The 12,789-nt window shown below is 61.5% G+C and carries 11 protein-coding genes and 2 tRNA genes; 3 read left to right on the top strand and 10 right to left on the bottom strand.

The window, feature by feature from the left end; genetic code table 11:
- Positions 1-62: 62 nt before the first annotated feature.
- Entirely contained in the window at positions 63-2,699 is a 2,637-nt protein-coding gene (gene valS / locus ASH00_RS13480) for a valine--tRNA ligase (protein WP_056549366.1), read from the top strand.
- A gap of 95 nt (positions 2,700-2,794) precedes the next feature.
- Here valS and ASH00_RS13475 read toward each other — a convergent pair whose 3' ends face one another.
- The 6 genes from ASH00_RS13475 to ASH00_RS13450 all read right to left on the bottom strand — a co-directional run bounded on the left by ASH00_RS13475 (position 2,795) and on the right by ASH00_RS13450 (position 8,107).
- Positions 2,795-3,415, bottom strand: coding sequence for a mycothiol-dependent nitroreductase Rv2466c family protein (locus tag ASH00_RS13475; protein ID WP_056549364.1), 621 nt, complete (start codon positions 3,413-3,415; stop codon positions 2,795-2,797).
- An 89-nt stretch (positions 3,416-3,504) separates the two neighbouring features.
- Positions 3,505-4,797 (bottom strand): ATP-dependent Clp protease ATP-binding subunit ClpX, encoded by a 1,293-nt coding sequence (gene clpX / locus ASH00_RS13470; RefSeq protein WP_056549362.1) that lies wholly within the window; start codon positions 4,795-4,797, stop codon positions 3,505-3,507.
- 186 nt (positions 4,798-4,983) lie between these two features.
- Positions 4,984-5,658, bottom strand: a complete 675-nt coding sequence (locus ASH00_RS13465; RefSeq protein ID WP_056549360.1) for an ATP-dependent Clp protease proteolytic subunit — start codon at positions 5,656-5,658, stop codon at positions 4,984-4,986.
- Between the two features lie 45 nt (positions 5,659-5,703).
- Positions 5,704-6,300, bottom strand: a complete 597-nt coding sequence (locus tag ASH00_RS13460) for an ATP-dependent Clp protease proteolytic subunit (RefSeq protein ID WP_056549607.1) — start codon at positions 6,298-6,300, stop codon at positions 5,704-5,706.
- A 195-nt stretch (positions 6,301-6,495) separates the two neighbouring features.
- Positions 6,496-7,923, bottom strand: coding sequence for a trigger factor (gene tig, locus ASH00_RS13455; protein ID WP_056549358.1), 1,428 nt, complete (start codon positions 7,921-7,923; stop codon positions 6,496-6,498).
- 110 nt (positions 7,924-8,033) lie between these two features.
- A tRNA-Pro gene (locus tag ASH00_RS13450) sits at positions 8,034-8,107 on the bottom strand.
- Between the two features lie 144 nt (positions 8,108-8,251).
- Between ASH00_RS13450 and ASH00_RS13445 the strand changes: the two genes are divergently transcribed.
- Positions 8,252-8,325, top strand: a tRNA-Gly gene (locus tag ASH00_RS13445).
- Positions 8,326-8,366: 41 nt separating this feature from the next.
- On the opposite strand, the gene ASH00_RS13440 is transcribed toward ASH00_RS13445, so the two are convergent.
- Together ASH00_RS13440 and ASH00_RS13435 are read right to left on the bottom strand one after the other, a co-directional pair.
- A complete protein-coding gene (locus ASH00_RS13440; protein ID WP_056549357.1) occupies positions 8,367-9,263 on the bottom strand; it encodes an Fpg/Nei family DNA glycosylase in 897 nt (298 codons plus the stop codon).
- Positions 9,263-9,736: a ribose-5-phosphate isomerase gene (locus tag ASH00_RS13435; protein WP_056549354.1), complete on the bottom strand. Its 474-nt coding sequence runs from the start codon at positions 9,734-9,736 to the stop codon at positions 9,263-9,265. Before ASH00_RS13435 ends, ASH00_RS13440 begins: the two co-directional genes overlap by 1 nt.
- Positions 9,737-9,898: 162 nt before the next feature.
- Here ASH00_RS13435 and ASH00_RS13430 point away from each other — a divergent pair, with 162 nt between their 5' ends.
- Complete coding sequence (locus ASH00_RS13430; protein ID WP_056549352.1) at positions 9,899-11,494, top strand: multicopper oxidase family protein; 1,596 nt, start codon at positions 9,899-9,901, stop codon at positions 11,492-11,494.
- A 443-nt stretch (positions 11,495-11,937) separates the two neighbouring features.
- Here ASH00_RS13430 and ASH00_RS17060 read toward each other — a convergent pair whose 3' ends face one another.
- Positions 11,938-12,255, bottom strand: a complete 318-nt coding sequence (locus ASH00_RS17060) for an FG-GAP repeat domain-containing protein (RefSeq protein ID WP_235563324.1) — start codon at positions 12,253-12,255, stop codon at positions 11,938-11,940.
- A gap of 7 nt (positions 12,256-12,262) precedes the next feature.
- Positions 12,263-12,789, bottom strand: a 527-nt coding sequence (locus ASH00_RS17055) for an FG-GAP repeat domain-containing protein (protein ID WP_268760521.1), incomplete at both ends; no start/stop codon positions are given.

The following is a 12,789-nucleotide window of genomic DNA, read 5'->3' as shown; positions in this document are numbered from 1 at the left end:
CCCAAACTAGCCCATGGAGGCCCAGAAGCCGGTGTATCCGGCCAGCATGAAACAATCGATGCATGGCAAACATCAACGCGGGTACAGACACGCCCACACCGGCCCCCATCAACGTTCCCGACAAGCCCGCGCTCGAGGGCCTGGAAGCCGCGCTGAACACGCGCTGGCGCACCGAGGGAACCTACACCTTCAATCCTGAGACGTCGCGTGAGAACGTCTACTCCATCGACACCCCGCCTCCCACGGCGTCCGGATCCCTGCATGTGGGCCACGTGTTCTCCTACACGCAGACCGACGTCATGGCGCGCTATCAGCGCATGACGGGCAAGAACGTCTTCTACCCGATGGGCTGGGATGACAACGGCCTGCCCACCGAGCGGCGCGTGCAGAACTACTATGGGGTCCGCTGCGATCCGTCCGTGCCGTACAACGCCGACTACCGCCCGCCTGCCCAGCCCGCGAAGAATCAGCGCGATTTCGATGTCGTCTCCCGTCGCAACTTCATCGAGCTTTGCGAGGAACTCGCCGTGGAGGATGAGAAGGTTTTCGAGAACCTTTTCCTTTCCCTCGGCCTCTCCGTGGACTGGAACCTGACCTACCGCACCATCGATTCAACCTCCCGCGCCGTCTCCCAGCGTGCCTTCCTGGCCAACCTCAAGCAGGGCGACGCGTACCTCGCTGAGGCACCCACCCTCTGGGATGTGACCTTCCGGACCGCCGTTGCGCAGGCCGAGCTCGAGGACCGCGAAGTTCCGGGGGCGTATTACCGCTATCCCTTCGAGGCCGCGGACGGCACTCGGATCCACATCGAAACCACGCGACCCGAACTCCTCGCCGCCTGCGTCGCCCTGGTGGCACACCCGGATGATGAGCGTTTCCATCCTTACTTCGGCACCACGGTCACCTCACCCCTCTTCGGCGTGGAGGTCGAGGTCAAGGCGCATCCCCTGGCCAAGCCGGACAAGGGCGCCGGCATTGCGATGGTCTGCACGTTCGGAGACCTCACCGACGTCACCTGGTGGCGCGAGCTCGAACTGCCCACCCGCGCGATCGTCGGCCGCGACGGCCGGATTCTTGCGGACACCCCGGACTGGATTACGACGACGGCCGGCCGGGACAACTACTCCCGCATCGCCGGTAAGACCGTCTTCTCCGCGAAGGAAGCCGTAGCGGAGATGCTCAACGAAGCAGATTTGCTCGCCGGGGAGCCCAAGAAGATTACCCACCCCGTGAACTTCTTCGAAAAGGGCGACAAGCCACTCGAAGTGGTCACCAGCCGACAGTGGTACATCCGCAACGGCGGCAGGGATGCCGACCGTCGTGAACGCCTCATTGCACGCGGCCGCGAGATCGACTTCCACCCATCGTTCATGCGCAGTAGGTATGAGAACTGGATCGAGGGCCTCAACGGTGACTGGCTGATTTCCCGCCAGCGGTTCTTCGGGGTGCCGTTCCCGGTCTGGTACGCCCTCGACGAGCACGGGACCCCTGACTACGAGAACCCGATCATCCCGTCCGATGACATGCTGCCCGTTGACCCGGCTGCAGAGCCGGCGCCGGGGTTCGACGAAGCGCAGCGGGATCAGCCGGGCGGCTTCATGGGAGACCCCGACGTTCTGGACACATGGGCGACGTCGTCGCTCTCGCCACAGATTATCGGGGGCTGGTCACGGGACGAGGACCTCTTCGCCAAGGTCTACCCTTTCGATTTACGCCCGCAGGGACACGACATCATCCGCACCTGGATGTTCTCTTCGGTGGTTCGCGCTGACTCGCTGCTCGACTCCGCGCCGTGGAAGCACGCCGCCATTTCGGGCTGGATTCTTGATCCTGACCGCAAGAAGATGTCCAAGTCCAAGGGCAATGTCGTTGTTCCCACGGATGCACTTGATCAGTTTGGCTCGGACGCAGTCCGCTATTGGGCGGCGTCAGCCAAGCTAGGTGCGGACACCGCCTACGAAATCGCGCAGATGAAGATTGGGCGAAGGTTGGCCATCAAGCTGCTCAACGCATCCAAGTTCGTGCTCAACCTTGGCGCCACAGAAGCAGACATCATCTCCCAGGACGCAGCGGCGGTTACCAATCCGCTCGACCGTTCGCTCCTGGCCTCCCTCGATGACGTGGTTCAACAGGCCACGGCTGCCTTTGAGAAGTACGACTACGCGCGCGCTCTGCAGCTCACCGAGACGTTCTTCTGGTCATTCACGGACGACTACGTCGAGCTCATCAAGGATCGCGCGTACGGTAGCGCGGGAGATTCCGAGAAAGCATCTGTGCTCGCGGCCCTGGCAACGACCCTTGACCGGCTGCTTCGCCTCTTTGCCCCGGTTCTTCCGTTCGCCACGGAGGAAGTGTGGAGCTGGTGGCGCCGCGGGTCCGTACACCTGTCGGCTTGGCCTGCCGCAGGCATGCTGACCTCCGCGGCTCTTGACGCGGATACCGGAATGCTCGGAACCGTGGGCGCTGCGCTGGGTGGTCTTCGAAAGGCCAAGTCGGAAGCAAAGGTCAAGCAGCGCACACAGGTGCTGTCGGCGGTCATCAGCGGCTCAGAAGCGCAGGTCCGGCAGCTTGAGGCAGCGCTTTCCGATCTGAGCGCCGCCGGCAATGCGAGCGGCCTTGAACTCCGCGTTTCCGACGGTGACCTTTCCGTAAGCGACGTCCGACTGGCGCCGCCGGAGGAAGCCTCGACCCCGGCCTGACCCTGCCTGGTCCACCATGCAGAAGCCCCTCCAGCCAGGCAATGGCGGAGGGGCTTTGGCGTTCGTTATTGCGGTCTACTCAGCCACGACCTGTCTCAGTCGAAGGAGGGGCTGGACGTGCGGGATCGCTTCAGCTCGAAGAACTCGGGGAATTCCGCCATCATGACCGCGCCGTCGAAGATGCGCCCGGCTTCCTCTCCGCGGGGAATGCGTGTAAGAACCGGACCGAAGAAAGCCGTTCCGTCGAATGCAACGACCGGGGTTCCAACCTCGTCGCCGACCCTATCGATGCCCTCCTGGTGCGATGCCCGCAACTGGGTGTCATATTCATCGCTGGTGGCGTACTCGGACAGAGAAGCGGGAAGACCGGTCTCTTCAAGTGCCTCACGGATCACTGCTTCGTAATCGGAGGCGCCGCCATTATGGATGCGGGTGCCCATGGCGTCATAGAGCTTCTTGATGTTCTCCCGCCCGTGTAGCTCGGAGGCGGCGATGATCACCCTGACCGGAGCCCAGGCATGATTCATTAGCTCCTCGTAATCTTCAGGAAGGTCCCGGCCTTCGTTAAGGACAGACAGGCTCATCACATGCCAGGCAACTGAGACCTCGCGAACCTTCTCGACCTCTCCAATCCAGCGGGAGGTGATCCAGGCGAACGGGCACACCGGATCGAACCAGAAGTCGGCCTTTTTTGCGGTCTGGTTGGCAGCAATCATGAATAAAACTCCTAGGTTGCACGGAAGAGTGGTCTCTTCCGTCCCAACCTGACGCGTGCAGCTGGTATTCCCGCCGGGTACCCGCTTGGCTAGGCGGACTTGTTACGGCGCTTGGCCACTACGTCGTGGGAGATCAGTGTGGGCTCGGCCGATTTGTCGACAACTGCTCCGCTGATGACCACGGTTGCGATGTCTTCCCGGCTTGGGAGGTCAAACATCACAGGAAGGAGGACCTCTTCCATGATGGCGCGCAGTCCCCGGGCGCCGGTTCCGCGCTCGAGAGCCTGGTCGGCGATTGCTTCCAGCGCCTGGGGTTCGAAGACCAGCTCCACACCGTCCAGGGCGAACATCTTTTGATACTGCTTGATCAGCGCATTCTTGGGCTCCGTCAGAATCTGCATCAGGGCCGGCCGGTCAAGGTGCGTGACGGTGGTGATCACTGGCAGGCGCCCAATGAACTCGGGAATCAGACCAAACTTGAGGAGGTCCTCCGGCATGACATCGCGGTAGCTGACTTCCTCGTTCGTGAGCGAACTGAGCGGTGCGCCGAAGCCGATGCCCTTCCGCCCTGCCCGCGAACCAATAATCTCCTCCAGCCCTGCGAAAGCACCTGCAACGATGAAGAGCACGTTGGTGGTGTCGATCTGGATGAACTCCTGGTGTGGGTGTTTGCGTCCGCCCTGCGGCGGCACGGATGCCACCGTTCCCTCCAGGATTTTCAGCAGCGCCTGCTGGACACCCTCACCCGAGACATCCCGGGTGATCGACGGATTCTCACTCTTACGCGAAATCTTGTCGATTTCATCGATGTAGATAATGCCTTGCTCAGCCTTCTTGACGTCATAGTCAGCTGCCTGGATGAGCTTTAGCAGAATGTTCTCTACGTCTTCACCTACGTAGCCGGCCTCGGTCAGTGCAGTGGCGTCAGCAACTGCAAACGGCACGTTCAGCCGCCTTGCGAGGGTCTGCGCGAGGTACGTCTTGCCGCAGCCCGTGGGTCCGATCAGCAGGATGTTCGACTTTGCGATCTCGACATCTTCAGTCGGAGACGCATCCGACAGGTTAGCCGAGGCGCGGGGCGTGTGGCCCGACTGGATCCGCTTGTAGTGGTTGTAAACAGCCACAGCCAGCGATCGCTTGGCCGGCTCCTGTCCGATGACGTATTCCTGCAGGAAGTCGAAGATTTCACGGGGCTTCGGCAACTCGAATGTACCGAGGTCAGCAACTTCGGAAAGCTCTTCCTCGATGATTTCATTGCACAGTTCTATGCATTCGTCGCAGATATACACGCCCGGGCCCGCAATGAGCTTCCGGACCTGCTTCTGGCTTTTGCCACAGAAAGAGCACTTGAGTAGATCGGTGCTCTCACCAATGCGAGCCATGTGTCAGTCCCCTAACGTGGTCCTGGAGTGTTCCATCTAGATCTTTGGCCGCTGCCAACTGCTGCAATGGGACGGTCTCCATGCGTCGACTAGGTTCCACTCTAGGCCACTTGGTGCCCCGAATCAGCAATATAGCGCCCGTGGTCTCTCCCCATTTGGAGGGACCACGGGCGCCACTCTCACCAGCTACGGCTTGTTGATCTTCGGCGGTGTGATTTTGCGTGAGGTGAGCACCTCGTCCACGAGACCGTACGCCTTTGCATCTTCGGCGGTCAGAATCTTGTCCCGCTCGATGTCAATGTTGACCTGCTCGGAGGTCTTTCCGCTGTGCAGCGCGAGGGTGTCCTCTAGCCAGGCCCGCATACGCATGACCTCGTTGGCCTGGATCTCGAGGTCCGAAGCCTGGCCGCCCTGGCCGCCGCCGAGTGCCGGCTGGTGGATCAGCACACGGGCGTTGGGAAGCGCAAGGCGCTTGCCGGGGGCACCAGCGGCCAACAGCACGGCTGCCGCGCTGGCAGCCTGACCGAGGCAGACGGTCTGGATCTCGGGACGAATGAACTGCATGGTGTCGTAGATGGCGGTCATCGCCGTGAACGATCCACCGGGAGAGTTGATGTACAGCGTGATGTCGCGCTCGGGGTCAGTAGACTCAAGAACGAGCAGCTGCGCCATCACATCATCCGCGGAAGCGTCATCCACCTGAACGCCAAGGAAGATGATCCTGTCCTCGAACAACTTCGTGTAGGGGTCCTGGCGCTTGAAACCGTAGGGCGTGCGCTCTTCGAACTGCGGAAGGACATAACGGCTTGTCGGCAGCTGGGGAGCCCGGCCGCCGGCTGCGGCCTGGAAATCGTGGTTCATGGTGCCTCCTGTGTGGCAGGTCTATGGGAGTGGGCGTGATGCGGGTCAGTCGCGCTGGGTTCCGCCGCCGCCGGAGACGGATCCGGCATGCGCCGAAATATGGTCAAAGAACCCGTATTCCAGTGCATCCTGCGCCGTGAACCACTTGTCCCGGTCATTGTCCTTGAGGATGGTCTCCACCGACTGTCCGGTCTGCTCGGCGGTGAGTTCGGCCATAACGCGCTTCATGTGCAGGATCAGCTCTGCCTGAATCTTGATGTCAGAAGCGGTGCCTCCGATCCCGCCGGACGGCTGGTGCATCAGGATGCGGGCGTGCGGGGTGGCGTAACGCTTGCCCTTGGTGCCGGAGGACAGCAGGAACTGACCCATCGAAGCTGCAAGGCCCGTAGCCACTGTAACGACGTCGTTCGGGATGAACTGCATGGTGTCATAGATGGCCATGCCCGCAGTCACTGATCCGCCGGGTGAGTTGATGTAGAGGAAAATGTCCTTCTCAGGATCTTCCGCCGACAGCAGGAGCAACTGCGAGCAGATGGCGTTAGCGTTTTCGTCCCGCACTTCGGATCCGAGCCAGATGATCCGCTCCTTCAGAAGCCGGTTGTAGATGTAGTCGTCACGGCTGGCAGGATCAACGGTTGCCATGGTCGGTGTGGTGGATTCGGATGCCATTGCTGATTGACCTCTCACTCAGGTTTTTCTCTCACTGGACACTAACCTGTTTGCGTACTGTTTTGCTCCCGTGCCGTGAGCTGTTCGCTGACGGCGTTAGGAAGCGGGAGGCTTAACGGCAGATGCCGCCAGCAGGGCGCTGACGGCATCTTTTCACGCTAGGTCGAACTAAGCCTTCGTGGACTCCGCATCCGCTTCATCAGTGTCTGAAGCGGAAGCATCGGACTCGACAGCCGACGCCTCGACTGCATCCTCGGAGGCCTCCTCAGCCGCTGTCTCGCTCTCCGCCTGCTCAACATCTCCGGCCGGGCGAACGAAGTCCGAAAGGTCGACAGTCTCGCCGTTGGTATCAGTAACCACTGCAAGCTCCAGAACCTTGGCCAGGGCCTTGCGACGGCGAACTTCACCGACGATCATCGGTACCTGTCCGCTCTGGTCAAGCATCTGCGCGAACTGGTTTGGTTCCATGCCGTACTGGCTTGCCGACGTAACGATGTAGTCGATCAGTTCGTTCTGGCTGACACCGATTTCTTCCTTCTCGGCGACCGCATCCAGGACAATCTCATTGCGGAATGCCTGCTCGGTGTTCCCGCGAACCTCTGCGCGGTGTTCCTCGGTGTCGTGGTCCGCGCCGGCCGAGTGGCTGCTCTCCGAATTGAAGTGCTGCTCAAGCTGCTCTTCGATGACGGATTCAGGCACCGGAACCTCGACGAGTTCCAGCAGTTTCTCAAGCACCTTGTCGCGCGCTTCCACGCCCTGCTCAACGAGCTTGTCTTCTGAAGAGCGCTTCGCCAGATCAGCACGCAGCTCATCAATGGTGTCGAACTCGCTGGCGAGCTGAGCGAAATCATCGTTGGCGTCAGGGAGCTCGCGCTCTTTCACGGCCTTCACCGAAACCGTAACCTCGGCAGCCTTACCGGTGTGCTCGCCGCCGGCGAGCGTGGTCTCGAAAGTCGACGACTCGTCAGCACTCAGGCCCGTCACGGCTTCATCCATGCCTTCCAGCATGGTGCCGGATCCCACCTGGTAAGAGATGTCGACAGCGGAGTCCACTTCCTCGCCGTCGATCTTGGCAGTCAGATCAAGGGTCAGGAAGTCACCGTCGGTAGCGGGGCGGTCCACATCCTTGAGGGTGCCGAAGCGTCCGCGCAGCTCGTCAAGTGCCTTCACGACGTCTTCGTCAGAAGCTTTCGCAGCCTCAACGGTGACTTCGAGGCCGGAGTACTCCGGAAGTTCAATCTCGGGGCGGATATCGAGCTCAACCGTGAAGAGGAGCTGGCCGTCCTGCGCCGTGGGGTCGGGAACCTCGGTGATTTCCACCTCGGGCCGGCTCAGCGGGCGGATCTTCATATCCTGGACGGCACTTTGGTAGAAGCCATTGAGGCCGTCGTTGATGGCCGTCTCGATGACGTAACCGCGCCCTACCCGCTGGTCAATCAGCTTGTTGGGGACTTTGCCTTTGCGGAAACCCGGAACCTGCACCTGGGTGGCGATGGTCTTGTAGGCAGCTTCGATGTTCGGCTTGAGTTCCTCGAAAGGGACCTCCACGTTGAGCTTCACTCGCGTGGGAGTGAGGTTTTCGACAGCGCTCTTCACAGCCTAGTTCTCCTGAATGATAGGGATCGGTTCTGCACCGGGTATACGTATCCCGCGAAGGATCATGTCTGCACTGTTTGGTGCAGGTTTCTGCACCGTTGAACACAGAGTCGGGGTGACAGGAGTTGAACCTGCGACTTCCTGCTCCCAAAGCAGGCGCTCTACCAAGCTGAGCTACACCCCGTTGAAGTGCAGAGGCAAGTCTACGAAAGAAACCGCAAGGTTGCACATTTTGAGAATTCGACCCCCTTATGGTGTAGTTATATGCGTTCCAGACCAACCCGGAAACCGCACAGCTTGCACTGCGATCCAGTCCTTAGGTTGTCACGGGGATGTAGCTTAATGGTAAAGCCTCAGTCTTCCAAACTGATTACGCGGGTTCGATTCCCGTCATCCCCTCCACCTCCTCCATACCTAGCTCTGCGGCCCCTTCCGCATCTGGATCAGGCAGCCTGACAGTACGGACACCAGTACAGCTTGCGAGCACCCATCTCTGCCATTGCCACCGGCGTGCTGCAGATTCGGCATTCCTGCCCGGTTCTTTTGTAGACGTAGTGGGCCTCCTCAGCGGGCACAGCGGAGCCGTTCCCTGCGCCGGGAGACCGATGATTCGGCGTCGTCGTAATAATGCGTCCTGCACGCACGCCCTCGTTCATCAGTAGAACCAGGTCTTCCCACAGTGCCAACGCGCCAGCATCCCCGAGCGCCGGGCCCGGGAGCCATGGATGCACACGACGCCGGAAGAGCACCTCGGCGCGGTAGACGTTGCCGACTCCGGCGATCACGGCTTGATTCATGAGCGACAGGCCCACGGCGGTGCGGGTCCGCTGTACCCGTGCAATGAATTCCGCCGGAGGAGTGTCCGTGTCCAACGGATCCGGTCCAAGCCCGGCAATGATTGCATCCCGCTCCGCGCCGGTAATGACTTCGCAGGCTGTCGGCCCGCGCAAGTCCGCCCAACCGTGTGCGGAAACGAGCCTCACGCGGACTGCTCCCACGGGCGGTGGTGGGCCGGCATAAACGGCGGGGGCGTCGTCGTCGGCGGTTTCCCTCTCCCCCACGCGCCGGGGTGCGCCGATGCTGGACGCTCCCCGGAACCGACTGTCACCACCGAAGCTCCACGCACCGTACAGACCGAGGTGAACACGCATGACCAGGTCATTGTCGAATTCAAGGAACAGCTGCTTGCCGTGTGCGCGGGCGCGGTTCAGGACAGCTCCGTCGATACGTTCCGCGCCCTCGGCGAAACGGCCCTGCGGGCTACTCGCCCTCAACATCTCGCCGGTGAAAACCGAGGTGAACTGGCGTGCGAGCCGGTGTATCGAGTGGCCCTCCGGCACTACGGAAGAATCTTGCCGGTGGTCTCGTAGGCAGCGATCTTGCTGATGCGCCGTACGTGCCGCTCAGCACCGCTGAAAGGCTCCTGCAGAAAGGCTTCGACGATGGCGGTGGCCTCTTCGAGGGAGTGCTGGCGTCCGCCCAGCGCTACGACGTTCGCGTCATTGTGTTCGCGCGCAAGCCTGGCAGTGTCCAGGTTCCATGCCAGTGCGGCGCGCACTCCACGGACCTTGTTCGCTGCAATCTGCTCGCCGTTACCTGAACCGCCGAGCACGATGCCGAGCGCCTCGACACCTGAAAGCTGATCATCGACCACCGCCAGCGCCGCATTGATGCAGAAGGACGGGTAGTCATCTTCCGCGTCGTAGACGGAGGGTCCGTGGTCGATCAGCTCGTGCCCCTTCGCGCTCAGATGAGTGACGAGGTGCGCACTGAGCTCCATGCCGGCGTGGTCGGTTGCAATATGAACGCGCATGTAGGGGTCCGTTCCGGAAGGTTGGAGGTTTCCCTTCCAGATTAGTGCCTGCCGAGCGGCGATGTCGCGGCAAGCCCGGTTACCGCACCTGAACCTTGGAGTCCTAGTTTTCTCCAAGTAGCGAAGGACATCCTTTTCATACATCCAAGGGAAGGAAGACCGATGTCTGTATCTCGGCGACAGGTCCTCACAATGGGGGGACTTGGGGTAATTGGAGCCGGGGCGCTGGCCGTTCCGTTCAGCTCCGTCAGCGCCAAGTCCGCCAGCAAGCTGGCGGACAGTGACATGCCGCTGCCGTACCGCGTACCGCTTACGGTCCCGCCGATTTTGGAGCCCTATGCGGTGGGACGCGCGCCGGACGGTGCGAAGGTCCACTATTACAGCGTCACGCAGAAGGCCGGAATCGCGAAGATTCTCCCGCGGCTGACCACACCCATCCTCGGCTACAACGGAATCTTTCCCGGTCCGACCATCGACCTGCTTCAGGGAACGCGGGCGGTGCTCAAGATCCGCAATCAACTGCCGCAGGTTCACCCCCGGCACGGGCACACCCTTTCGACGTCTACCCACCTGCACGGTTCAGCCTCGCTCCCCCAGTTCGATGGGTATGCCAGTGATGTCACGCCTCCCGGGTTCGCAAAGAATTATGAGTATCCGAACTTCCAGTCGGCTCGTACGCTTTGGTACCACGATCACAACGTGCACACCACCGCGGAGAATGCGTACTCCGGTCTGTCAGCGCAATTCTGCATGCATGATCCCGCGGAGCGCGATCTACTCCCGCAGAACGAGTTCGATGTTCCCCTGACGCTCTCTGATGCCATGTTCGCCGCGGACGGGGGTCTCGCCTATGACGACAACTCCCACTCGGGACTGTGGGGCGACGTCATCCTCGTGAACGGCAAGCCGTGGCCGGTAATGAGGGTCCAGCGACGCGTTTACCGCTTCCGCATTCTGAACGCGTCCATTTCACGTTCCTTCCGCCCGACGCTCAGCACGGGTGAACCTGTCTATGTCGTGGCCACTGACGGCGGACTGATGCCGAAGACCCAGGCGGTTGAGTCCTGGCGCCATGCCGGCGCCGAGCGCTACGAGATCCTGGTGGACTTCTCGGGATATCAGCCCGGACAGCGCGTGGAGCTGCGGAACCTGTCGAACAAGAACAACGTTGACTACGACTTCACCGATCGGATCATGGCTTTCGATGTCACGGACCAGCCGGTGGACACCGCGGACCACACCTGGAAGACAATCCCCGAAACGCTGGTTTCGCACGAAGTGATGAATCTGCGCCCAGCCCGCGATACCCGCGTCCGCAAGTTCCGTGTGAAGAGAGATGACAGCGTCTGGGTCATCGGGGAAGATTCGTGGGCAGACATCATTGCCAGCGGGTATCGCCGGGTATGCGCTGATCCAGGCCTTGGAGACACCGAGATCTGGGAGTTCGAGAACAGTTCCGGCGGGTGGTTCCATCCGATTCACATCCACCTCATCGACTTTCAGATCCTCAGCCGCAACGGTCGTGCACCTTTCTCCTATGAAATGGGCCCGAAGGACGTTGTCTATGTGGGCGAAGGGGAAACCGTTCGCCTGCTCATGAAGTTCGGGCCGCACCGCGGTAAGTACATGATCCACTGCCACAACCTGCCGCACGAGGACCACGACATGATGACTCAGTTCAGCGTGGGCCTGAAGCCGGGCGATGTGGACCTCAACGATCCGATGAAGGCCGCACCCGCTTTCTGGGACGGCGAGTAAGCCCTCCGCCTCGGCATCTCAGTCCAGGCGGCATTCCCGGCAACGGGAAGGCCGCCTGGACTTTTCTGTGGGTGGAGACGGACTGCGGTAGGTGTGCGTGCACAATGGAACGCTCGCGGAGGGACCAGGCTTCATCAGGCACCGCGCACGACGGCGATTGGGCGCCTTCCGCTATCGCCCGGCCAATGCTGCGGCTGTGTGTTCCTTGGAGGCCACGGCGAACGTCTCCGGTATCCGTTCCCTGAGTCTGCGTGCTGGGCAGGCCGACGACGGCGGTGCAGGTGTCCGCTGCCGGTGGGCAGCTCGACAGCCGCGGGGAGGCCATAGCTTGCGGCTGCTCCGCAACAACCATCGGGCAGAGCGATCAGACAAGAAAGGCCTCCCGCGCCGTATAGGGCGCGGGAGGCCTTTCTTGTCCAGGGGCGGGACTGCCCCATCGGCGGTTAGAGGATGCTGGTCATACCATTCCAGCCGGAGCCGACCTGGACTTTCTTGAGCCATCCGCCGTTCCCGTTTCCGGGGTACAGCCACAGCCTGCCGTCCCGATCACGGGCAAGGACGTCAACGTTCGTGTCGCCGTCGAAGTCGCCCGGACCGACAATGCTGGTCATGGTGTGCCAACCAGTGCCGACCTGAACCTTTGCCAGCCACTTGCCTGCACCGTTACCCGGGTACAGCCACAGCCTGCCGTCCCGATCACGGGCAAGGACGTCAACGTTCGTGTCGCCGTCGAAGTCGCCCGGACCGACAATGCTGGTCATGGTGTGNGGGTACAGCCACAGCCTGCCGTCCCGATCACGGGCAAGGACGTCAACGTTCGTGTCGCCGTCGAAGTCGCCCGGACCGACAATGCTGGTCATGGTGTGCCAACCGTTGCCGACCTGAACCTTTGCCAGCCACTTGCCTGCACCGTTACCCGGGTACAGCCACAGCCGACCGTCCCGATCACGAGCGAGGACGTCAACCTTGGTATCGCCGTCGAAGTCACCCGGGGCCAGGATGCTGGTCATACCGCTCCAACCACTGCCGACCTGAACCTTCGATTTCCAACCGCTGTCACCGTTGCCTGGATACAGCCAGAGCTTGCCCAGRCCGTCCCGAGCCAGAACGTCCGGATTTCCGTCACCGTCGAAATCACCCGGAGCCAGGATCGCGGTCATACCGTTCCAGCCGGAACCGACCTGAACCCGCGCATCCCAGCCGCCGGCAGCGTTGCGGGCGTACAACCACAGCTTGCCGTCGGCACTTCTCGCCAACACATCCACGTTCCCGTCACCGGAGAAATCATGGCCATC

Source organism: Arthrobacter sp. Soil782 (assembly GCF_001428435.1).
GTDB classification, from domain to species: domain Bacteria; phylum Actinomycetota; class Actinomycetes; order Actinomycetales; family Micrococcaceae; genus Arthrobacter_D; species Arthrobacter_D parietis.
The sequence above is the reverse complement of the archived record's forward strand: the minus strand, read 5'-3'. Positions and strand labels throughout refer to the sequence as shown.

Excerpts from the sequence above, each read along its gene's own strand:
- clpX (WP_056549362.1), bottom strand. The coding sequence starts at position 4,797 with ATGGCTCGCATTGGTGAGAGCACCGATCTACTCAAGTGCTCTTTCTGT.
- ASH00_RS17060 (WP_235563324.1), bottom strand. The coding sequence starts at position 12,255 with ATGACCAGCATTGTCGGTCCGGGCGACTTCGACGGCGACACGAACGTT.
- ASH00_RS13430 (WP_056549352.1), top strand. The coding sequence starts at position 9,899 with ATGTCTGTATCTCGGCGACAGGTCCTCACAATGGGGGGACTTGGGGTA.
- ASH00_RS13475 (WP_056549364.1), bottom strand. The coding sequence starts at position 3,415 with ATGATTGCTGCCAACCAGACCGCAAAAAAGGCCGACTTCTGGTTCGAT.
- ASH00_RS13435 (WP_056549354.1), bottom strand. The coding sequence starts at position 9,736 with ATGCGCGTTCATATTGCAACCGACCACGCCGGCATGGAGCTCAGTGCG.
- ASH00_RS13465 (WP_056549360.1), bottom strand. The coding sequence starts at position 5,658 with ATGAACCACGATTTCCAGGCCGCAGCCGGCGGCCGGGCTCCCCAGCTG.
- valS (WP_056549366.1), top strand. The coding sequence starts at position 63 with ATGGCAAACATCAACGCGGGTACAGACACGCCCACACCGGCCCCCATC.
- ASH00_RS13460 (WP_056549607.1), bottom strand. The coding sequence starts at position 6,300 with ATGGCAACCGTTGATCCTGCCAGCCGTGACGACTACATCTACAACCGG.